This is a genomic window from Desulfobacterales bacterium (assembly GCA_034003325.1).
Taxonomy (GTDB): Bacteria; Desulfobacterota; Desulfobacteria; order Desulfobacterales; family JAFDDL01; genus JAVEYW01.
Map to the genome: position 1 here is coordinate 1 of JAVEYW010000020.1, position 21,690 is coordinate 21,690.

Consider the following 21,690-nt stretch of genomic DNA (forward strand, 5'->3'; position numbering starts at 1 on the left):
GGGAAAATCCCTCCGGATATTTTGGGCCTACGGGATTTCCCAGCTACTTTGGTTAGTTTCCTATATACATTGCAAAGTGGACAGTTTACTTGCTACAAAAGCGGACATTTCTATTTGTTGCTAACATAAAAAAGATAAAAAAGATGGCGGTTGCCATAATTTGGGTTTAATTCTTTCAAGTCATTAAGACGGGGCTATTTTCGCCAGAATTCGGGAACCAGGAAAATAATGAGCGTATAAATCTCAAGCCGCCCCAGCAACATGCACCAGACGAGCAGCCATTTGCCGAGTGTCGGGATTTGGGCGTAATTTTCTACGGGACCGACCATGCCGAAGCCCGGACCGATGTTTCCGATGGTGGCAGCCACGGCGGCAAACGAGGTGACGAAATCAACCCCCATTCCCGCCAGCAGGACGGACGAGAGGGCGAACAATCCGACATAGAGTCCGAGAAACCCTAAAACGCTTCGCACAACCCCTTCCGGTACGGCAGTGCCGCCGATTTTGACATGGCGCACGGCCCTGGGATGAATCATGGAAAACAGCTCTTTATAGCAATATTTGAAATAAAGCATAACCCTGAGGCATTTCATGCCGCCGCCCGTGGAACCGGCAGAAGCGCCGATAAACATGGACAGCAGGAGAATCAATTGGCTTAGTGCCGGCCATTTTTCATAATCGGCCGTTGCAAAACCCGTGGTGGTAAGAATAGAGACCACTTGAAAAGAACCATACCGAAACGCCTGGCCAAGGCTTTGATAGGCGGGTCCATAGACATCCATGCTGACCACTAAAATCAGGAGCATCACCAGGGCACAATAGAACCGGCATTCCGAATCGCGCCAGAATGCAAGGGGCTTGCCTTTTAACATCTGGTAATGGAGAGAAAAATTAATGCCTGCCAGAAACATGAAAAGGAGAATGACCCCATCAATATAGACGCTGTCATAGTGGGCGATAGAGGCGTTCTTCGTTGAAAACCCGCCGGTGGGAAGCGTGGTGAAGGTGTGGCACATGGCATCGAAAAAGCTCATGCCGCCGATGACCAGCAAGGCAATCTGGGCCACGCTGAAAATCGCGTAAACCTTCCAGAGAACCATGGCAGTATCCCTGATTCTCGGTTTGAGTTTGTCCGGAACGGGGCTAGGTACTTCCGCTTTGTATAGTTGCATGCCACCAACCCCCAGGAACGGCAAAATGGCGATTCCCAGAACGATGATCCCCATTCCGCCGAGCCACTGAATGAAACTGCGCCAAAACAACAACCCCTGCGGTATCTCCTCGATGTTGGTGAGCACCGAAGCGCCCGTGGTGGTGAAGCCGGACATGGATTCGAATGCAGCATCCGTGAAGGTGTTGAAATAAGGTGAAAAATAAAACGGAAGGGCGCCAAAAAGCCCGATAAGCGCCCATCCCAGGGCGACAATGGCCATCCCCTCTCGCTGACTGATGTAGTCCGTGCGAGGAGATCTGAATAAAAGAACCAGCAGTCCGCCGGACACAACCGTAACGCCCATGCCGTAAAGGGTCGGCATCAGACTCAAATCCTCAAAAAACAGGCTGCATAGAATCGGGCAACACATGGTCAAACCGAAAAAGAGGGTCAGAATGCCGACGGTTTTTAAAATATAGGGCCAACGCATCAAAAATATTCCAGTTTTACGGAGAGGATTTTTTCGATCTTGGGAATGGCGTCCCGTCTGGCAAACACGATAATGCGATCGTCCGGCTCGATCACACTCTCTCCGGAAGGGATGATCACCTTGTCTCCCCGCATGATGCTTACGACCAAAGATCCTTTTGGCATATGACTATTACGGAGTGGTTTCCCAACAATATCTGATGTTTCCATGGCAACAGCCTCAAGGACCTCGGCTTGCTCCCCCATGATGGAAATGGCCGAAAGCACCTTTCCCCGGCGAATGTGTTGCAGGATGGTATTGATGGCCGATAGCCTCGGGCTGACCACTTGATCCAATCCAATGGTTGGCATTAACGATAAATAACTAAATTTATTAATTTTAACGATCGTTTTGCTCACCCCCATTTTTCGAGCCAGCAGGGCGGCGAGAATATTTGTCTCTTCTTCGCCCGTAAGGGTCACCATGGCGTCCATCTCGCTGATATTTTCCTCAAGCAGCAACCCGTGGTCTGATCCATCGCCTTGCAAGACCACGGTGCGATTGAGTTTTTCAGCCAACTCGGCACAGCGAATAGGGCTTTTCTCTATAATTTTGGTGAATACGGACTTTTCTTCAAGCAAGGCGGCCAAGCGATACCCGATACGGCCGCCGCCGACAATGATAACCCGTTTGATCTGACCGGCCTGCTCGTTAAAGAGACCAAGTGTTTCTGATAGTTTATCTGCTTCGCAAATGAAATAGACGAGATCCCCCGCTTCCAACCGGTCATTGCCCCGGGGAATGGTCAACACCTCATTTCGAATGATGGCGGTAATCAGCAGTCGGTAATCACCCATTATATCGGGAAGTTGAGCTAATGTTTTGCCGGCAAACGCTGCCGGTTCCTTGAGGCGGATGCCGATCAGCTTTAATCGGCCGTCCGCGAATGCGCCTACATCGGAAGCACCGGGTACGCTGAGCAACTGGTCTATGGTTTTAACCACCTCGATTTCAGGATTAATGACCGTGTTAATATAAGGGGGTTGGTCTCTGAAGATATCATGATATTTGTCGAAATCGGCATTGCGAATTCGGGCCAGTTTTCGAGTGGAAGGGGAGATGAGACTGGCTGTCAGGCAGGCCACCAGATTGGTTTCATCACTATCGGTAACGGCAAGCAGAATTTCCGCCTCCTTGATACCGGCTCCCTCCAAGACGACCGGGCTGCTGCCGGAACCGACGATGACTTGCACATCGATGCTTTCAGACACCCTTTGAACAGCTGCCTGGTTTTTGTCGATCAGAACGACATCTTTATTTTCGAGCGATAACCGGCTCGCAATATGAAAGCCGACTTCGCCGGCACCAATGATGATAATCTTCAACGAATTGGCTCCTTAAACGGGTAATACTCATGATGGCCAATCAGGATAACACGCAACAGCAGACATGAAAGACAGATACTATAGGCATGTTCCGGTGTCAAACGCGATGCCGTTCTGAAGAAAAACACTTGGCGCGAGTAGGCCCATCAGCCACCCGGCCTGGCCAGCATTAAGGAAGGCTGTCCTGGATCTCCGGATGCGCATCGAGAAAGCGATAAAGCGTTGCCCGACCGACACCGAGCGCCTTGGCGGCCTTTGCTTTATTACCGCCCGCGGTTTGGAGAGCAATATGAACCATTTCCGGATTCAGTTTAGAGGTGGGACCCGGACGGCATGCCGGTGCCTGAAATTGTCTGAGTTCCAAGGGCAGATTATCCGGCCGAATGGTGCCGTCATCACATCGCACAATGGCGAATTGCACAGCGTTTTGAAGCTCGCGAATATTGCCCGGCCACGGGTAGTCGAGCATTACCACCAGCGCCGATTTTGATACCCGATGACGCGGATGACCGTGGCGCTCAGCCGCCTCCTCCAAAAAATGATCTATCAGCAGGGGGATATCGTTTTTCCTTTCCCGAAGCGGCGGGATATGAATGGGAATGACGTTGAGGCGATAATAGAGATCTTCTCTGAAGTGATGGCGCTGAACCTCCTTTTTTAAAACTCGGTTGGTGGCGCTGATTACACGTACATTGATCGTTTTGGTCTCCTCACCGCCCACCTTCTCAAAAGTACCTTCCTGCAAAAACCGCAATAGCTTCACCTGCATGGGCTTGGGCAAATCGGCCACTTCATCCAGAAACACCGTGCCGCCGTCCGCCAATTCAAGACGACCTTTTTTATCCCGAATGGCGCCTGAAAACGCACCTTTGACATGGCCGAAAAGCTCACTTTCAATGAGCCCTTCCGGCAAGGCACCGCAATTGATCGGCACAAACGGCGCCCCCGCTCGGATACTTTCATTGTGAATCGCATTGGCAACCAGCTCTTTTCCGGTTCCAGTTTCCCCATAGATATGCACCGGGAAGCTGTATTCTGCGAGCTCTTGAATTTGCTTATAAATTTGAAGCATTTGGCTGTCTTGGCCGATAATGTGATCAAACCGCGTGATTTTACCGGTTTCCAGCCTGAGGTTTAACAAGTCCGTCAAATCTCGAAAGGAGGCAAGAACGCCGAATGCCCGCCCTTCTTCATTGTTCATAAGCGTAACGGACATTTCCAGCCGGCGGGTTTCACCGGATCGGGTAGTGATGTTTATCCGATATTCCCGATAATCCTCCGGGATCGGTTTGGTATTTAAAAAGCTGCACTGTCCCCCGCAAAAGGGGTGACCGAAAGCCTCATGGCAATCAAGCCCGAGGACATCTTCGCGACGGAAGCCCGTAACTCGTTCCGCCTCTTTGTTGAAGAAAAAAATTCGCCGGTTCAGATCATGGGCGATGATCCCTTCTTTAAGATTATCCAGCACGCGTTCTAAATTTTCGCGGTTGGTGATAAGGTTATGGATGGATGACTCTGTCATGATTTCCGTGATCAGGTGTTTAAAAAAGGTATAAAAATAGCGCAATGCTACATGAAACACCGCTCAAAGTCAAATCCGCACCGGCACTTTTGCAGGGCAATCGCATGCAACCTTGGCATGAGACATGCTTTTCGGTTTGGTTGCATCAAGAACCCAAAACGCCATAACACGCACCACCCTTTCGGAGGTGACCTGCCGACCGGAGTGCCGTGTGCGGGAAATACTGCACGCACGGTTCGTGGGGGGAGAGGCGCCGGGTGCTCAACCGGAACCGGCTCTTCCTACCCCTATCACCGTGTGATCTGGAAGTTTTAAAACACCGGTAATGTTACCTGGCTGAATGGCTTCGGCTGGAGGCGTCACCGGTGGTGCCACAGCCGGCGGAGGCGTTGACGGTTCGGGCTCCGAACTCAACGGCGCAAAGCGCCGATCGATTCTTCCCGTTTCCGCCTTTACCCGCTCAATCATTTTGGTGAAGGCTTCCTCCAGCGATTTCTCCATGACAACCACCTGCCCCTGCGTCATGATCAGCCGCTTCAATTCTGGGATCTTCAAGGTCGTCGACGACTTAAGATAAACGGGTTGAATGTAGATGAGCATCCTTCCGATGGGAAAAATGATCATATTGCCGCGCGCCACCTGAGAGCCCACCTGGTCCCACAAAGTCAGCTGCTGGGACACCATCGTGTCCTGGTTGATGAGGGAATTAATCTGCGCGGGTCCATAAACCAGCTCTCCTTTCGGAAAGCTGTAAATAATCAATTTCCCGTAACTCGACGCGTCGGACCCCGCCAGCGCCATTGCTCTCAAGTTGGCGCGACCCTTGGGCATAATCGGAGATACCAGAACAAAATCAAAGCGATTGGGCTCGATCATGTCGAGCGTGAGGTAATAGGATCGGGTCGCCTGTTGTTTTTCGGAACCAAGCTCGGGAATACCGACTTCCCAGATATCCTCCTGCTGGTAAAAGACCGCGGGATCCGTTTGGTGATATTTGGCATAGATGACCATCTGTATATCAAAAAGATCCTTCGGATAGCGCACCTGAGACCGCAGTTCCGGCGGCATCTGACCGGCATCCTTGAAAAGTCCGGGATACATTCGTCGATAGGCATTGATGACGGGGTCTTGCGTGTCAAAAATATAATAATTCACGGTTCCGTCATATGCATTGACCACCACCTTGACTGAATTTCTAATATAATTCAACCGGTTGGCGCCAGATCCATGAGTGGCCGAATTGGGGTAGAATTGAGAGGTTGTGTAGCCATCCTGCATCCAGTACAGATTGCTTTTTGTAACAACGGCATAAGGATCACGGTCCAGCACTATATAAGGCGTAATCGTTCGAATCCGCTCCTGTATGTTGCGCCGAAAAAGAATTCTGCTTTTTTTATTGGTCTTTGTGGTAAAAAAGACGTCCGAATCTTTCAGAAAATAGGCAAACATCAACTTTCTCAAGGCGGAATTGATAAACACGCCCTTTGATCCCTCATAGGCTTCCGTAACATTGGCATCCCCCTTCGGATAACCGAATTCTCCCGCATCGTTCGGAACGATCACATAAGGATAGTTATTCAGCATGCCGAAATATACCGCCGGTTGCTCGATTTTGAAGCCGAACTCCGACTCGAGCGGGATTCCTTTGAGAAACCAGGTCATCGGCTCATCCCCCCCCTGCCCGGCGGGGGTCATCACCGCGCCATATCCATGGGTGTACACCAGGTGGTCGTTCACCCAGTTTCGGGCGCCCTTGGGCAGTTCGGCAGTGTTCATCTCCCGGACGGCCAGAAAAACCTGCTGATTATTGCCCCGAACGTTGTAGTGACTGACATCGACCTTATCAAAATCATAATAGGTGCGCAGCTCCTGTAACTGCTCGTAAACGTCATTCAGGAGCTCTCCGTCCCAAACGGGAATGTTTCGAAAAATTCCCTGAACCATCTTCTCGTCAATGCCTTCGGGAACCACCGCGGGAGTGACTTGACGCATCTCGACACGCTTCAAATTGTAGGCGGACAGTGTGGCGTCTATATTGTTCATGAGATAAGGGGTTTGTTTGGAGATGGCATTGGGATTGACCCAGTAATCATTGGCGGCTTTTGGAAGTATTCCCGAATAACGCGCGCCCAATGCCAGTGAAAAGAGAACCGCTGAAACAATGACGACCTTGATTCCCTTTCGCGTCAGAACAAAATAGGCGGCCGAAATCGCCGTAACGGCCAGCAGAAAAATGCTCGCATATAGGAAAGGCAGAATGACGCGCATCTCGGCGTATCCCGGTCCCGAGAAGAGCGGTTCGTAAATGGCGGTATAAAGTAAGCCGTAGCGCTGCAGGAAAAAATCCCATATTTCTATCCCGAAAACGCAAAGGACCAGAAAGCAGACGTGGAAGGTGGCTCCCTTTGGAAGCCCCTGTTCCTGTGCTTTGAGTAACCGGCGCTCCAGCCAATAGAGGAAAAAAACACCGGCCGACAAAACGGCGAAGGAGATGACGATTCGCCTTTGAAGCAACGAATAAATCGGAAATGAAAAAAGGTAGTAACTGATGTCTTTTCCGTATACCGGATCCGGAATAGCGGCTTGAGGTCCGAAAACAAACAGGAGAAAGGCCTCCCAATGCTCAAATAACGGCAATGCGATCACAATGGCCAGAATCAGGGAAACGGGAATATAAACAAGCATGGACCCGGTGCGGAACATCTCCAACACATGTCGATAGGTCTTGGTCCGCGGTTTGGATTCTTCCGCAGGGGTACTGCCGGTGCCCAGATACCGCGAAGCCATCCAAAAGTTGAAAAAGAAAATGAAGAAAAAGAGCGCGGTGACGATCAGAAACACCAAGTAACGATAGAGCAGCCGCTGTAGGAAATAAAAGGCGTACCCCAGTGAGTCAAACCACCAGTAATCCACCAAAAAGTCGATGGTAAAGAAACTGCTGATCAACAAAAGAGCGCCCAGCAAGAAAAATACGCCGACAACTGTTCCCAACCTTCGCCTCACCCACCCCATTCTGCCATCCTTATGATCCATTTTCGTCAACCCCTCTGAACGAACATAAAAAGCTTCCGGCAAAACCGGCTTCCGTGTAACACGGTTAATAATCCCACATTCGAATAAAGGTTTCCAGAAATTTCATGGCGCGTATCTTGTCGATATTGGGCCGCAAGGTTTTTCCCGTCACCTCTTTTTATGGCCATGATCATGGTTTCGGCCACGCCGGGGTGTTTTTTCCAGACCGGCAGGAACTCGCTGTCGCGCAAACAGCCTGCCGCTCTTCCAAAAACACCCCGGCGCAGCCTCCCGGCCGTGGAAAATTGGCCGAAACGATATTCAAGGCCTATTTTATTTTCCCCGTCATAAGGGTCAATGTTAATCCCCCATGATGAAACGGACGCGGTGTAAAGGGTAAAGGAAACCGGCGATCAACCGCGGCAACCGGTGATAGCAGGGCAAACCGCCACCCCTTAAAATCGGCCTTTAATTTTTGGCCGATCTTTCCGAGCAACGCCGCGCTCTCCTGGATGCTTCCCAGTCGCCTGCCATAGGGCGGATTCAAGACGATCACGCCAGGCCCGTTGTTTTCCCCCATCCCAGGCAGGGTTGCCGGCGACATATCAAAAAAATCCATAGGACGCACCTGAACCATATTCAGCAGATCATGGGTGGACAGGCATTCGGTCAAACGGCGACAAGCAGATATAGAAATATCCGACGCCATGATGGGCGCTGTTTTCCCGTCAAAAACCTGAGCTTGCGCTTTCCTGCGCAGGTAAGCCCATTGCTGCTCTCGAAAGGCGGGCCATCCCATAAAGGCAAAGGCTCTGAACCAGCCGGGCGGAATGTTTCGTGCCATCAGGGCAGCTTCCAGGGAAAAGGTGCCTGAGCCGCACATGGGATCGAGCAAGGTTAGATCCGGTCTGTAACCGGCTATCCGTAAAATGGCTGCAGCACTGGTTTCCCGTAAGGGTGCGCTTCCGCCATGGGTTTTTAGTCCCCGTTTATAAAGCGGTTCGCCGGAAGCATCGAGGGACAGGGTAAACCGATCCTCAACCGCCCGAACAAAAATGCGTTGGCTAAAAAGCGCATGTTCCCGATTCCGGCTGCTGCCAAGGCGAGTGAATACCCCCCGCTCGATTCGCTCCGCAATCGCGCCCGTGTGGTTCAGGCGGGACTGTTTGGCGGTAACGCTTATCTCAACGGTAAATCCGGGATATATAAAAAGCTCCCAGGGAATTTCCGCCCCTTTTTTTTCCAGCGCCGCAAAACCGGTGGCTTTAAATTCGCCTATCCGCATCAGGATCCGCGTGGCGATGCGGGAATGCAAATGGAATAAAAAGCAATCCGGCAGGCGACCGGTGAATTCAACCCCGCCCGGAAGGATACGCAGATTTTCCCTGTCCATGCCGAGTTCCAAAAGCTCATCCGCACAAATCGACTCCATGCCAGGCGCACAGATGGCAAAAAATAAATGCGCCTCGCCCACCACATGTCGTTTGATCCGCCGGGTCAGGGCCGGGGGCGGCAGCGGCGGCAAATGGTCATTGCTTTGGGAAGGCTGCTCTGATAGGAAAGTCGTCATATTTTATGTCTTTTGAAATTCGTTCTTATCACCCGCATGGCGGTGGAAGGCGCGCCACTCCCCCTTTGTGTTCACGGGCTGAACCAAAAAGAGAAGCGATGGCACCCGCAACTGTAATTTTTAAAAAAGCGCGTTATGACGCCGCCTTAACATCAATCGTGGCTGAGATGCTCGACGCGCTGCTGGGCAACTCCTTACAGCCCGGCATGCGGGTTTTGATCAAACCCAATTTGCTCATGGCGTCGCGTCCCGAACGGGCCATCTGCGCCCATCCGCTCGTCGTGCGCGCCGCCGCTGACTATGTTCTGCAAAAAGGCGGCCACTGCCGCATCGGCGACAGTCCGGGCATCGGGTCCTTTGAAAAAATACTAAAAGATGGCGAATATCACCAGGCATTGAGCGACCTTGACGTCACGATCGCGCCGTTTACTGTCTCAACGAAAATCGATATCGGCCCGCCCTTCGGCCGAATTGATCTATGCGCCGATGTAGCGGATGCCGATCTGATCATCAATATCGCTAAATTAAAGTCCCATGTCCAGATGCGTTTAACGCTCGGGGTAAAAAATCTCTTCGGCTGCGTGGTGGGGCTCAAAAAAACCGAGTGGCACATGCGCGTCGGTGTGGACCGTAATCTTTTTGCCCGCCTTCTCGTGCAGATTTGCCAAACAGTTCATCCCGCCGTGACCTTGGTGGACGGAATTCTGGCATTGGAAGGGCAGGGACCCGGAAAAAGCGGAACCCCCCGGCCCATCGGCGTGCTGATCGGCGGGAATAATCCGTTTGCCGTTGATGCGGCAATCTGCCGAATGCTCGGCACAACGCCGGATACCGTGCCGACCCATCAAGCGGCCAAAGCCCTAGAGCTGGTTCCCGATATCATTCTAACCCTCGGGGACGCGCCAATGGTAACCGGTTTTCAGTTCCCGGTCATCGCGCCCCTGGAATTCGGACCGAAGCTGTTTCGCAAATTCATGCGAAGGCATTGGGTTCAGCGCCCGGTCGTAAATTCAGCCGCATGCAGCCTGTGCGGCAAATGCCACCGGCATTGCCCGGCCGGTGCCATTCAAATTCACCGCCAGCAACTTCAATTCGATTATGATCGCTGCATTCGGTGCTACTGCTGTGTTGAAATTTGCAAGGAAGGCGCTCTGAGTACACGGGAAACGCCGGCCGGAAAGCTGCTTCGGCACCTCACTGCTGCCGGCGCCAGGCTGCGGGCACGAATGCACCACATGCATTCGGGCGGTTCCCGTCGTTGCGATAATGATCCGACCGCCGGGCAATCACGTTGACATTCGTCCGGCATTTTTGTATTTGTTTCTAACTTCTCGGACTCTCTACATGAAAGGAAAGGGTGAACGCTATGGCAGGAATAAACAAGGTTATTCTAGTGGGGCGATTGGGCAGGGATCCGGAAATCAAATATTTCCCGAGCGGAGACGCGGTTTGTAATTTCAGCATCGCCACATCTGACACCTGGAAAGATAAAGACACCGGTGAAAAAAAGGAAAAAACGGAGTGGCATAAGATCGTCGCTTTCCGGAAACTCGCCGAGACTTGCGGCAAATACCTGTCCAAAGGCTCAATGGTTTATATCGAAGGAAGGCTGCAGACGCGATCCTGGGAAAAGGATGGCATTACCCGGTATATGACTGAAATTGAAGCCCTCAATATGCAAATGCTGGATCGTAAAGAAGGCACCGGCAACGCCGGGAGACCAGCGGGCAACGATTACGGCCAGCAACTCCCCCCATCGCACTTCCCAGAAGCACCCGAAGATGATATTCCATTCTGAATTGTTTTTTTATATCAATCTACAAAAAAAGCTTTCGCAAAAGGGAGATAGACGGTTATCCCCCTTTTGCCTTTCCAGAACAAAAGAAAACGAAGCGCTTTGCCGAGAAAAGGATCTTCATGATGCAACCCCCTACTTATGAGGAACTGGCGCAGCGCGTGATCATTTTGGAACAAAACGAGGCGGCGCTGTTGCGTATATTTGCCGCGGCGCCGATTGGACTCGGACTGAGTTCAAACCGGAAATTCGTTCGGGCCAATGACCCGTTATGCCTCATTACCGGTTACTCTCGGGAAGAACTGATCGGAATGACGGAACGATCGCTTTATTTTGACCGAAAAGAATATGAGCGGGTTAGCCGGGAAATCATGCAACAGCTTCAAACCAATGCGCGAGGCAGTGTGGAAACCAGATGGCGCAGGAAAGACGGTCTCGGCGTGGAGATCCTTTTGCGTTGCAGCCCGACAGACCCGACGGATTCGATGGACAACCTCTCTGTCGTTGTTCTGGATATCACCGAACATCGACGCGCGGAAGCGGCGAGACAAAACAGCGAAGCGCAATTCCGATCTCTTTTTGAATTTGCGCCCAATCCTATTTGCCTTGAAGAAATTAAAGGCGGCGCGATACAGGCCAACCGGGCCATGTGCGATCTGTTCGGATATTCGAAAAAGGAATTGGCGGAAAAATCGTTTAAAGACCTAATGCATCCGGATGATGTGTACGCATGGATTCAAAAACGGGAGCTAATCCTTAAAGGAGACCTTCATTCAAGCCAGTTTGAAAAACGGTATCTCGACAAAAAAGGGGCGATCATCTGGGGCATCACCGCGCTGTCTTTGCTAAGAAAAACGGATGAAACCCCTCTTTTTTTCACGATTCAAATTCAGGACATTACGTATATTAAACGATTGGAAGAGCAACTGCTTCAGGCGCATAAAATGAAGGCTATCGGGACGCTTGCTGGCGGTATTGCCCATGATTTCAATAATTTATTAATGGGAATACAGGGCAGAGTCTCTCTGTTGCTTCTGGATGCAAACCAGGGGGAAGCCTCGTATGAGCACCTGAAAAAAATAGAGGCCCATATTCGTCGGGCGGCCAACCTCACACACCAGTTGCTCGGTTTTGCCAGAGGGGGAAATTACGAACTTCTGCTCACCGACTTATCCGGTCTGATTCGAAAAGAAGCCGACATGTTCGCCCGCACCCGAAAAGACCTGACCGTTCGGGTGACGCTCTCGGAAAATCTTTGGCCGGCAAAGGTTGACCCCGCGCAAATCCGCCAGGTGCTGCTCAACATTTATATCAATGCGTCGCAAGCCATGCCGGACGGTGGCACGCTGACCGTTAAAGCGGAAAATGTTCAAATCACCCCCTTGGATAACAAGCCGCTGGAAATCGGCCCCGGAAAATTCATTCGAATATCCATAACGGACACCGGCGTGGGAATGGACCCCGGCACGAAACAGCGTATTTTCGAACCCTTTTTTACGACCCGAAATTTGGGAAAAGGCACCGGATTGGGACTCGCATCCGCCTATGGCATCATTCGACATCATGGCGGTTTTATAAATGTATGCAGCGAAAAAGGGCGCGGAACCACCATGTCGGTGTATCTGCCCGCGGAAGATCTGGAAAGGCCAAAAGAAAGGACACCATCAACAAAAACAATAAAGAGCCGCAGGGGCATTTTGCTGGTCGATGATGAAGAAATCATCATTGAAATCGGGGAGCAGATGATTCGCCGGCTCGGTTACACCGTCTTGACCGCAGCATCGGGACAAGCCGCCGTTAACCTCTATTCGGAAAATAGGGAAATCATCGATCTGGTCATTCTGGATATGATCATGCCGGAGATGAGCGGGGAGGAGACACTCAATCAGTTGATGGGGCTTGATCAAAACTTAAAAATAATTATTTCAAGTGGTTATAGTATCAATGGGAAGGTGTCGGACTTGTTGAAATGCGGTGCGATCGGATTCATTCAAAAGCCCTTTAACATGACGCAGTTGGCCGAAGCGCTTCACAACGCCGTACCGATTGCCGAATAATGTCGGGGTTGCCTTCGGTTATCAGCCGAGCGCGTCATTGATTCCGCTTTTTCGTCAATCAGATGCATCGGAATCGGATTTTCGATCTATCTTTTCGGTCGGTTTATTCTCCGTCTCATTCGTGGCTTTTTTAAAATTTTTAATGGCTTTGCCCATTCCCGCACCAATTTCAGGCAATTTGCCCGCACCGAAAATAATCAGGATTATTACCAGAATAATAATTAATTCAGGCATTCCAATTCCAAACATATCCGCTCCCATTCCTTACGGGTTGCTTTCCTCGAGATCCCTTAGCAACCGTAAAAATTCTTTTGATTTGGTATGTTGATCAAGCGCGCTTTTATACTCGATCCATGCTTGCCAGCTTTTCATCCACACCTCGTTGTGCCAATAACAATCCGAATCCCCCCCGCCTTTTAGGCGCTCAATATAATCAATATATTCCTCAGCGCAACTAAAACAAAAGCGATAGGGAACACGCAATAGCTTTTCGGCGCCGATCTCATCCCGTTCCGCCGTGTCGACATGAATTCCACATTTTTCGCATTTGATCCGACAATGTGTACACTGAATCACTTGTTGAACCGCATGAATCTTGCGCTTTTTTACTCGCTCCGCTTTTTCTTTGTCGGAAAGAAGCCGTTTGTCCCCTATGGATATGATTTCCGCCAAATCCCACCACCCGGATAAGAATTTGCTTGCGATTCTGGTTGATTTCGGCTGTCACAATACCACCGGGCCGTATGACTGTCAAACCATTTGCCGAGCGTCAAAATTGGAAATCCGCCTGCGGATTGATTGTAATACCGGCCAGGCCATGTTAATAACGTGTCACCTTCGACACGCAGGTTATAGAAAGGAAACGCTATGTCCGGATACGGATTTTACCCGAACTGCCTTCCGGTTCTCATCGGCAGCATTCCCATGAACGATCACTTGGCCGCCACGGAACTGGTGTTGGCCCATACCCCTGAAATTCCGCTTTGGGTTCAGCTTCCCGCCTTCCGGGAAGAAGGCATGATGGCCCAGTTTCTGCCGGGCATGCCGGGACTTACGGAAGATAAAGGACGGCTTTTCATTGACGCACAAGGTGACCGCTATGAAACAGAAGCTTTGGCGTTTTATGAGGCATTCATGGCGGAATCCGAGGCAGAACGGATCTGCGCATCATCGCGCTTCGCCTTGCAGCCGGATACCGCAAAGGGATTTTTTGTGCTGTTGGATCGAATTAAGGACCGTGAGCCCTTGCCGCTTGCCGTAAAAGGCCAGATCACGGGTCCGATTACGTTTGCCACCGGTGTGTGTGATGCAGCAGGGCGGGCTATTTTTTATAATGATCAGCTTCGGGATGCCGCGGTCAAACTCATTGCCATGAAAGCGCGCTGGCAGGCGCAACAGCTCAAGCAATTCGGAAAACCCGTGGTGATTTTCTTCGACGAACCGGCGCTTGCCGGATACGGCTCTTCGGCCTTTATCAGCATCTCCAGGGAAGATATTTCAACCTGCTTTGCAGAAGTGATCGAAGCCGTCCATAAGGAGGGCGCCGTGGCCGGTATTCATGTCTGCGCCAATGCGGACTGGTCCTTATTGCTCGAATCCGCCACGGATGTGATCAGTTTTGACGCGTACGCCTATTTTGATAAGCTGATTCTTTATGAAGGCCCGCTGCGGGGCTATCTTCAAAGAGGTGGTCTGCTTGCCTGGGGCATCGTGCCGACGGCCAACGCGGAAGACATTGATAAGGAAACCGTCGAAACGCTGACGGCTTCCTGGTGGGAAAAGGTCCGGCGCATTGAGGCATGCGGGATCAGTCGCGAAACCCTGCTGGCGCAGTCCTTTATCACCCCGAGTTGCGGTACCGGTTCCCTCAGCTTGGCCCATGCCAAAAAGGTATTGTCATTGACCCGGGCGGTATCGCAACAAATTCGAAAAACGAAAGCTCCGTCAAAATAGAGCGAAGCCAACAACCGGCCATGCAATGAGAAAGAAGATGCCATATGATGGAAAAACAAAAAGGGTATGTTCACGTCTATACGGGGGACGGCAAGGGAAAGACAACGGCGGCCTTAGGGGTGGCGATCCGCGCGGCGGGCCACGGCATGAAAACCTATATCGCGCAGTTCATGAAGGGAATGCCTTACGGAGAGCTGACCACCTTGGCACGAATACCCCAAATCACCATCCAGCAATATGGCGGTGATTGTTGTATTCGCAAAGAAGAGGTCACGCAATCCCATATCGATCAGGCAAAAGAGGGGCTGCGTCAGGCCCAAGCGGCCATGCTGTCGGGGGACTATGATATCGTTGTCCTGGATGAAATCAATGTGGCGGTCTGGTTCGGACTTCTCAGCGTTTCGGAAGTAATGCCGCTTTTCGCCCTGCGGCCGGCCCATCTGGAGTTGATTTTAACCGGCCGCCGAGCCCCTCGGGAATTTCTGGACCAAGCCGATCTCATCACCGAGGCGAAAAGCATCCGGCATTATTACGACAAGGGTATTCAAGCCAGAAAAGGCATCGAATACTAATAGTTGGCATCCGCATACTCCACCCAGCCGCCGGCCTTGACCAGCGCCCGATCGTAATCGGAAATGGAGAAGGTAACGGTTTCCGTGGTGCCGCCGGCGTGAAAAACAAAGGTGCCGGCTTCAAAATTCGTTGTGACCGTGGTGTCTTTTCCGGAGAATACGGTAAAAAGACGATTGATGGTCTCTTTCGGTAGTTCAACCGCCATCATGCCGCAATTGAACATGTTCTGGCGAAAAATTCGGGCAAAGCTGACGCCGATCACCAGAAAAATGTCGTTGACCTCCAGTGCCCAGGGCGCATGTTCCCGGGAAGAACCGCAGCCGAAATTTTCCCGGGTAAGCACCACCCGGGAGTCGGCAATGTCCTGTTTCTGATCAAACCCTTCAAGGGTAAGATCTTCCAGCAAATACGGCTTTAAGGCCTCCTTGGAAATTTCCGTCAGATATTTGGCCGGTATGATTTCATCCGTATTGATATCGGAGCGATCGAGAAACAGCACTTTTCCGCTGAAATTTTTCATGGCTTATCCTTTAAACAGGTCTGAATTGGTAATATGGCCAGCGATGGCGGATGCGGCCGCCGTTGCCGGGCTCATCAGGTGCACCATGCCGCCTTTTCCCATACGGCCGTTAAAATTCCGGTTCGTGGTGGACGCGCACACCTCGCCTTCCGCCAAGACCCCGTTGCTCATGCCGAGGCAGGCCCCGCAAGTGGGGTTGGTGACACAAAATCCGGCATTCATGAAGATCTCGAGAATGCCTTCCGCCATGGCCTGCTGAAAGATTTTCGGCGTGGCCGGAGAGACAATTCCCCGCACCGTCTTCGCAATGGTGTTGCCGCTCAATACCTGGGCCGCAACCCGCAGATCTTCAATTCTGCCATTGGTGCAAGAACCGATATAAACCTGGTCGATCGGCGTTCCGGCCAGTTCACTCACCGGTTTGACATTGTCCGGTTTAAAGCCGAAGGTTGCCTGCGGAGACAACCCACTGACATTCAACTCGATTTGCGCTTCATAGGGCGCATCCGGGTCCGCGCAGAACACCTGAAACGCGGCCAGCGCCGCTTCCTTTGATGCAACCTCATTCTGAATAAATTCCCAGAGGTAGTCCACCGTGGTCATGTCCGGCGCACAAATGCCGCAAGTGCCGCCGGCCTCGATAGCCATATTGCACAGCGTCATTCGGGCCTCCATGCTCATCGCCGCCACAACCGGTCCGTCAAACTCGATGACCTTGTTCGTGGCGCCGTTGACGCCGAGTTTGCCGATAAGGGCCAAAATAACATCTTTGGCAAAAACACCCGCTTTCAAGGTGCCGCGGATGGTTACCTTGATGGTTTCAGGATAGCGAAACGCACACACGCCTTTTAAAATTCCCACTTCCAGATCGGTGGTGCCCACGCCCGCAGCAAACGCACCAAAGGCCCCGTGCGTGCACGTGTGGGAGTCCCCCATAATCACGGTGAATCCGGGCCGAATAAACCCTTTTTCCGGAAACAGGGCATGGCAGACGCCGTTTTGGCCGATATCAAAAAAATCACTGATTCCCTGCCGACGCGCCCAATCCCGCAACATTTTGCCCTGTAGCGCGGTCTTTGAATCCTTGGCCGGGGTGACGTGATCAATGACGGCCTTGATTTTATTTGAATCAAACACCCGGTCCTTTCCCCGGCGAATGAGATCATCAATGGCGGTCGGGGTGGTAATTTCATGGCATAATACGGCATCGAGCCGAATGACATGAATATCGCCCGCCGGATTATCGACATGATGGGTATCAAATATTTTTTGAGCAATCGTTTTTCCCATGGAATTTTCCTTAATTATTCATGTTAATCCGTGTCCGTTTTGAGTACCGATAGAAACGCGGATTGAGGAATCATCACCTTGCCGACCATTTTCATCCGCTTTTTCCCTTTTTTCTGTTTTTCCAAAAGCTTTCGTTTCCGGGTGATATCACCCCCATAACATTTGGCCGTAACATCTTTTCGAAGCGGAGAGATGGTTTCCCGCGAAATGATATTGCCGCCGATAGCGCCCTGAATGGCGATCTTAAACATCTGTCGGGGAATCTCTTCTTTTAATCGTTCGCAAGCATTTCGGGCGCGCTGTACCGCCCGGTCTCGGTGAACCAGCATGGACAGCGCGTCCACTCGTTCGCCGTTTAGTAAAATGTCAGCCTTGACGAGGTCCGAATCTCGATAATCCTTGATTTCGTAATCAAAAGAGCCGTAGCCCTGCGTAATCGATTTTAACTTGTCGTAAAAATCATAGATAACTTCCGCGAGCGGTATTTCAAATATCATTTCCAGCCGGTTGCTGGTCAGATACTGATAGTTGACGCTGATGCCGCGCTTGTCAAGGCAAAGCTTCATGACCGCGCCCATATACCGGTCCGGCACAATAATGGCCGCGCGAATAAAAGGCTCCTGCGTATTTTCAATCAGCATCGGATCCGGATAAAGCGCCGGGTTGTCGATAATTTGGGTGGTGCCGTCCTTCATCAACAGCTTATACTGTACCGATGGCGCCGTTAGGATAAGCGAGAGGTCAAACTCCCGCTCCAGCCGCTCCTGAACGACTTCCAGGTGCAAAAGTCCCAAGAATCCGCACCGAAAGCCGAACCCGAGGGCCGCAGAGCTGTCTTTTTCATAAATCAGAGCGGAATCATTTAATTTCAGTTTCTCCAAACTCTCGGCAAGATCTGAATACGCATCCGATGCAACCGGGTAAATGGATGAAAACACAACCGGTTTTGCCTCTTTAAAGCCGGAAAGCGGCTTTTCGCAAGGCCTTTTGGCCAAGGTGACCGTATCCCCGCACCGGGTGTCACTGACGGTTTTGATGCCGGCGATCAGATAGCCCACCTGCCCGGCCGAAAGGGTTTTTTGAGGCACCCGCACAATTTGAAAAAGCCCCACTTCCTCTACCCGATGGACGGCCCGATTCCACATAAACATAATGGTGTCACCGGCTTTGAGTTCGCCATCGATCACACGCACATGAACGATGGTTCCCCGAAACGAATCGTAATGGGAATCGAAAATGAGCGCTTTAAGCGGCGCCGTCACATCGCCCACGGGCGGCGGCAGCTTGCGAACCACGCCTTCGAGTATATCGGGAACCCCCGTGCCTTCCTTGGCCGAAACACAAATGGCGGCTTCCGGATCAAGTCCCAGATCCTCTTCAATCTGATGTTTCACCCGCTCGATATCAGCGGACGGCAGATCGATTTTATTGATCACCGGAATGATTTCAAGATTGTGTTCCATGGCCAGAAATAAATTGGCAAGGGTCTGCGCCTCCACGCCCTGACTGGCGTCAATCAGCAACAGCGCGCCTTCGCAGGATGCCAACGCCCTGGAAACCTCATAAGAGAAATCCACATGCCCAGGCGTGTCGATGAGGTTCAACGTATAGGTCTGTCCGTCCGCAGCGGCGTATGGCAGGCAGACCGTCTGACTTTTGATCGTGATGCCCCGTTCCCGCTCGATATCCATGCTGTCGAGTATCTGATTTTTAAAATCCCGGTCGGAAACCATATGGGTCGCCTGAATCAGCCGATCCGAGAGGGTTGATTTACCGTGATCGATATGGGCGATAATACTGAAGTTGCGGATGTGTTTCATAACGACTGCACCGGGCACCACCGTTGGTAATTTATATAATAAAAACAGGCCTGCCGACGCGTTGCCGCGCCAAAAGTGAGTTGACAGGCCTTCCCATAGGGTATATTTAACAAAATTAGGGAAGAAGGCTCTTCTATCAGATCGATTTGAAAGATGTCAACCCGGCACTTCATGACGATATCAGGGTATCAACCGACGGATCTAACATAACCGATTACCAAGGATCGAACAATTAAAAATGAAAGCCCGCATCCTCATAGTAGATGATGATCTCGGCATCAGTGACTCCATGCAGCAGTTTATCGAGATGGCAGGTTATGAAGCCTTTACGGCCAATAATGCGGAAGAGGCACTCGAATTCCTGAAAAAAAAGCCGGTGCATATCCTGATTACCGATATCATGCTTCCCGGGTTAAACGGGCTCGAACTGACCGATCTGGTTAAAAGAGATTACGACGCGGATGTTTTGGTCATGACGGGATACAGCGAGGAGTATTCCTACGAGGAGGCGATCAACAAAGGCGCCAGTGACTTCGTTTTTAAACCGGTGCGTTATGAAGAGCTGTTGTTGCGCATCAAGCGCGTGTTAAACGAGCGCCAGCTCACCAAGGAGCGCATTCACATGCTTCGGCGATTGCAGAAGCTCGCCATCACGGACGCACTGACGAAACTATATAACTCCCGGCATTTTTATACCCAAATCGAATTGGAAGTAGACCGCTCGAACCGGTACGGCCACCCGTTGGCCTTGTTATTGATGGATATCGACCATTTTAAGGTCTATAACGACGCTTATGGCCACCTGGAAGGCAACAAGGTCCTGCATTTTCTGGGGCGCGCGATAAAAAGCTGCCTTAGAAAGATGGATTCGGCATATCGCTACGGTGGCGAGGAGTTTACGGTCATTTTGCCCGATACCAGCGGCAAGGAGGCTGAAATCGTGGCGCATCGTATTCGAACCACTATTGCAAACCAAGTCTTCACGCCGGAACCCGATAAAAAAGAAAAGATTACCGTCAGCATCGGTGTCACTGAATATTGTAGAAACGAGGAAATCACCGCCTTTATTCACCGGTCCGACAAAGCCATGTACCAGTCCAAGAATAACGGCCGAAACCGGGTTTCCTGCCTTTATTATAGTGATTCATCCGTATAATTTTTCATGACAACCTTCTTATTCCTGACGCATCCAACCCCAACACAGGCCGCACAGATTCTGTCGCTGTATGAAGCGGCCGGTTGGTGGCGGCCCGACCCTGAAGCGCCGAAATTATTATTACGCCTTATTGCCGGAAGCCATTGCTTTCTGGTCGCCGAAGCAAAGGGAGACATCATCGGTATGGGCCGGGCCATCAGCGACGGGGTGAGCGATGCCTATATTCAGGATGTCACGGTCCGGCCGGATTTCAAAAAATTAGGTATCGGTTCCCGGATCGTTACAAAAATCGCCGAGCGCCTCAAAAAAGACGGTTTAACCTGGGTGGGGCTGATCGCGGAGCGACACTCACATCCCTTTTACCAACGGATCGGCTTTTTCGAAATGCCCGATGCGATTCCCATGCGGTTGAAGATATAATGAATTTAAAATTACTGACGTTATCGGATTATCCCCTGCTTTCCCCTTTTTTTAAGCACCAGGCCAATGAATTGTGCGAATACACGCTCACCGCCATTCTACCTTGGATAGACGAAGATTTTCAGCCCTTAGCGTATATCAACCGGGACACGCTGGTGATCTGCGCCGAATTCGCCATTCATACCGATTGCCGCCATCTTCTGTTGCCCCTTTCGCCTGTCCGTGAGTTTTGTCCGCGGGACCTGCAGGATCTCGCGCTCACCCTGGACCGGGACGCCTTTTGGTTCGTACCGGCGCATTATATTCAAAAACACGGTTGGCAGGAAACAGCGGTATATTTTGACATTACCGAACAGCCCGGCCATGCCAATTATATCTATAAAACGGAAGATCTGGCCCGGCTTAAAGGCAATCGCTACTCCAAAAAGCGAAATCTTATCAATCAGTTTGAGCGGACTTACCTTGACAAGAATCGTGTTCAAATAGAGCCGATTGGCCCGGCAAACGCAGCGGCATGTATCGAGTTTATTGACAACTGGTGCGATGCTTATCCATGCGGAATCGAAACGAATGAAGATCTGGTTTGCGAAAGACAGGCCGTCAAGTGTTCCATTGAAAACATTCACATGCTGGCGCTTGATTCCTTGTTGATCCGTATCGACGGGGAGGTCTCCGCGTTGGGCATCGCCACCCGACTCACCGACACCATGGGCGTTCTTCATTATGAAAAAGCCTTCACCCACATCAAGGGACTATACCAATACCTTGACCGGGAATGTGCGCGACATCTGTTTAAAGGCTATCCGTTTATCAACAAGGAAAGCGATATGGAATTGCCCGGCCTCACCCAAGCCAAAAAATCGTATTATCCCGTCAACATGATGAAATCCTACAAACTAACGGTTCGGTAAATCGGGATCTCGGTTTTTAGACTTTTTGACCAATTCATGATACATTCCGCGTCAACACAACCCTAACCCGGTAAAATAAGGTTT

18 protein-coding genes are annotated in these 21,690 nt (G+C 51.2%); 8 read left to right on the forward strand and 10 right to left on the reverse strand.

Annotation, left to right across the window (positions count from 1 at the left end; genetic code table 11):
• Positions 1-194: 194 nt before the first annotated feature.
• From RBT11_17590 to RBT11_17610, 5 genes are all read right to left on the reverse strand, one after another.
• Positions 195-1,643 (reverse strand): TrkH family potassium uptake protein, encoded by a 1,449-nt coding sequence (locus RBT11_17590; GenBank protein MDX9788595.1) that lies wholly within the window; start codon positions 1,641-1,643, stop codon positions 195-197.
• Positions 1,643-3,007: a Trk system potassium transporter TrkA gene (gene trkA, locus RBT11_17595; GenBank protein MDX9788596.1), complete on the reverse strand. Its 1,365-nt coding sequence runs from the start codon at positions 3,005-3,007 to the stop codon at positions 1,643-1,645. The genes RBT11_17590 and trkA overlap by 1 nt, the downstream gene beginning before the upstream one ends.
• A gap of 169 nt (positions 3,008-3,176) precedes the next feature.
• A complete protein-coding gene (locus RBT11_17600) occupies positions 3,177-4,529 on the reverse strand; it encodes a sigma 54-interacting transcriptional regulator (GenBank protein ID MDX9788597.1) in 1,353 nt (450 codons plus the stop codon).
• Positions 4,530-4,790: 261 nt separating this feature from the next.
• Positions 4,791-7,562: a UPF0182 family protein gene (locus RBT11_17605; protein ID MDX9788598.1), complete on the reverse strand. Its 2,772-nt coding sequence runs from the start codon at positions 7,560-7,562 to the stop codon at positions 4,791-4,793.
• Between the two features lie 307 nt (positions 7,563-7,869).
• Positions 7,870-9,111, reverse strand: a complete 1,242-nt coding sequence (locus tag RBT11_17610) for an RNA methyltransferase (GenBank protein ID MDX9788599.1) — start codon at positions 9,109-9,111, stop codon at positions 7,870-7,872.
• A 98-nt stretch (positions 9,112-9,209) separates the two neighbouring features.
• Here RBT11_17610 and RBT11_17615 point away from each other — a divergent pair, with 98 nt between their 5' ends.
• The 3 genes from RBT11_17615 (at position 9,210) to RBT11_17625 (ending at position 12,963) form a co-directional block, all read left to right on the forward strand.
• Positions 9,210-10,406, forward strand: a complete 1,197-nt coding sequence (locus tag RBT11_17615) for a DUF362 domain-containing protein (GenBank protein MDX9788600.1) — start codon at positions 9,210-9,212, stop codon at positions 10,404-10,406.
• Positions 10,407-10,477: 71 nt separating this feature from the next.
• Positions 10,478-10,909, forward strand: a complete 432-nt coding sequence (locus RBT11_17620; GenBank protein ID MDX9788601.1) for a single-stranded DNA-binding protein — start codon at positions 10,478-10,480, stop codon at positions 10,907-10,909.
• 119 nt (positions 10,910-11,028) lie between these two features.
• On the forward strand, positions 11,029-12,963 hold the full coding sequence (locus tag RBT11_17625; GenBank protein ID MDX9788602.1) for a PAS domain S-box protein: 1,935 nt from the start codon (positions 11,029-11,031) through the stop codon (positions 12,961-12,963).
• Between the two features lie 54 nt (positions 12,964-13,017).
• Here the strand turns inward: RBT11_17625 and RBT11_17630 are convergent, their stop codons facing one another.
• Positions 13,018-13,212, reverse strand: a complete 195-nt coding sequence (locus RBT11_17630) for a twin-arginine translocase TatA/TatE family subunit (GenBank protein ID MDX9788603.1) — start codon at positions 13,210-13,212, stop codon at positions 13,018-13,020.
• A 15-nt stretch (positions 13,213-13,227) separates the two neighbouring features.
• Entirely contained in the window at positions 13,228-13,635 is a 408-nt protein-coding gene (locus RBT11_17635) for a hypothetical protein (protein MDX9788604.1), read from the reverse strand.
• A 195-nt stretch (positions 13,636-13,830) separates the two neighbouring features.
• Between RBT11_17635 and RBT11_17640 the strand changes: the two genes are divergently transcribed.
• On the forward strand, positions 13,831-14,916 hold the full coding sequence (locus RBT11_17640) for a hypothetical protein (GenBank protein ID MDX9788605.1): 1,086 nt from the start codon (positions 13,831-13,833) through the stop codon (positions 14,914-14,916).
• A gap of 44 nt (positions 14,917-14,960) precedes the next feature.
• Complete coding sequence (locus RBT11_17645; GenBank protein ID MDX9788606.1) at positions 14,961-15,488, forward strand: cob(I)yrinic acid a,c-diamide adenosyltransferase; 528 nt, start codon at positions 14,961-14,963, stop codon at positions 15,486-15,488.
• Here RBT11_17645 and RBT11_17650 read toward each other — a convergent pair.
• The 3 genes from RBT11_17650 to lepA are packed head-to-tail and all read right to left on the reverse strand — an operon-like array spanning position 15,485 to position 19,119.
• The gene (locus tag RBT11_17650; GenBank protein MDX9788607.1) at positions 15,485-16,009 is read right to left on the reverse strand and encodes a 3-isopropylmalate dehydratase small subunit; all 525 of its coding nucleotides are present in this window, start codon (positions 16,007-16,009) and stop codon (positions 15,485-15,487) included. The two genes, RBT11_17645 and RBT11_17650, sit on opposite strands and share 4 nt — an antisense overlap.
• 3 nt (positions 16,010-16,012) lie before the next feature.
• A complete protein-coding gene (locus RBT11_17655) occupies positions 16,013-17,299 on the reverse strand; it encodes a 3-isopropylmalate dehydratase large subunit (GenBank protein ID MDX9788608.1) in 1,287 nt (428 codons plus the stop codon).
• A 23-nt stretch (positions 17,300-17,322) separates the two neighbouring features.
• Complete coding sequence (gene lepA, locus RBT11_17660; GenBank protein MDX9788609.1) at positions 17,323-19,119, reverse strand: translation elongation factor 4; 1,797 nt, start codon at positions 19,117-19,119, stop codon at positions 17,323-17,325.
• Between the two features lie 238 nt (positions 19,120-19,357).
• Here lepA and RBT11_17665 point away from each other — a divergent pair, with 238 nt between their 5' ends.
• Genes RBT11_17665 through RBT11_17675 form a run of 3 tightly spaced genes read left to right on the forward strand, consistent with a single transcriptional unit; the run spans position 19,358 to position 21,606 of the window.
• Positions 19,358-20,275 carry a diguanylate cyclase gene (locus RBT11_17665; GenBank protein ID MDX9788610.1) on the forward strand — a complete coding sequence of 306 codons (918 nt, stop codon included), beginning with the start codon at positions 19,358-19,360 and terminating at the stop codon, positions 20,273-20,275.
• A 6-nt stretch (positions 20,276-20,281) separates the two neighbouring features.
• Complete coding sequence (locus tag RBT11_17670; protein ID MDX9788611.1) at positions 20,282-20,695, forward strand: GNAT family N-acetyltransferase; 414 nt, start codon at positions 20,282-20,284, stop codon at positions 20,693-20,695.
• Positions 20,695-21,606, forward strand: a complete 912-nt coding sequence (locus tag RBT11_17675; GenBank protein ID MDX9788612.1) for a phosphatidylglycerol lysyltransferase domain-containing protein — start codon at positions 20,695-20,697, stop codon at positions 21,604-21,606. The genes RBT11_17670 and RBT11_17675 overlap by 1 nt, the downstream gene beginning before the upstream one ends.
• Positions 21,607-21,690: the final 84 nt, after the last annotated feature.

What these genes read in the sequence shown, in the direction of transcription:
- RBT11_17645 (MDX9788606.1), top strand. Translation starts at nt 14,961, where the DNA reads ATGATGGAAAAACAAAAAGGGTATGTTCACGTCTATACGGGGGACGGC.
- RBT11_17655 (MDX9788608.1), bottom strand. Translation starts at nt 17,299, where the DNA reads ATGGGAAAAACGATTGCTCAAAAAATATTTGATACCCATCATGTCGAT.
- lepA (MDX9788609.1), bottom strand. Translation starts at nt 19,119, where the DNA reads ATGAAACACATCCGCAACTTCAGTATTATCGCCCATATCGATCACGGT.
- RBT11_17605 (MDX9788598.1), bottom strand. Translation starts at nt 7,562, where the DNA reads ATGGATCATAAGGATGGCAGAATGGGGTGGGTGAGGCGAAGGTTGGGA.
- RBT11_17670 (MDX9788611.1), top strand. Translation starts at nt 20,282, where the DNA reads ATGACAACCTTCTTATTCCTGACGCATCCAACCCCAACACAGGCCGCA.
- RBT11_17600 (MDX9788597.1), bottom strand. Translation starts at nt 4,529, where the DNA reads ATGACAGAGTCATCCATCCATAACCTTATCACCAACCGCGAAAATTTA.
- RBT11_17630 (MDX9788603.1), bottom strand. Translation starts at nt 13,212, where the DNA reads ATGTTTGGAATTGGAATGCCTGAATTAATTATTATTCTGGTAATAATC.
- RBT11_17615 (MDX9788600.1), top strand. Translation starts at nt 9,210, where the DNA reads ATGGCACCCGCAACTGTAATTTTTAAAAAAGCGCGTTATGACGCCGCC.
- RBT11_17640 (MDX9788605.1), top strand. Translation starts at nt 13,831, where the DNA reads ATGTCCGGATACGGATTTTACCCGAACTGCCTTCCGGTTCTCATCGGC.
- RBT11_17610 (MDX9788599.1), bottom strand. Translation starts at nt 9,111, where the DNA reads ATGACGACTTTCCTATCAGAGCAGCCTTCCCAAAGCAATGACCATTTG.
- RBT11_17625 (MDX9788602.1), top strand. Translation starts at nt 11,029, where the DNA reads ATGATGCAACCCCCTACTTATGAGGAACTGGCGCAGCGCGTGATCATT.
- RBT11_17590 (MDX9788595.1), bottom strand. Translation starts at nt 1,643, where the DNA reads ATGCGTTGGCCCTATATTTTAAAAACCGTCGGCATTCTGACCCTCTTT.
- RBT11_17675 (MDX9788612.1), top strand. Translation starts at nt 20,695, where the DNA reads ATGAATTTAAAATTACTGACGTTATCGGATTATCCCCTGCTTTCCCCT.
- RBT11_17620 (MDX9788601.1), top strand. Translation starts at nt 10,478, where the DNA reads ATGGCAGGAATAAACAAGGTTATTCTAGTGGGGCGATTGGGCAGGGAT.
- RBT11_17650 (MDX9788607.1), bottom strand. Translation starts at nt 16,009, where the DNA reads ATGAAAAATTTCAGCGGAAAAGTGCTGTTTCTCGATCGCTCCGATATC.
- RBT11_17665 (MDX9788610.1), top strand. Translation starts at nt 19,358, where the DNA reads ATGAAAGCCCGCATCCTCATAGTAGATGATGATCTCGGCATCAGTGAC.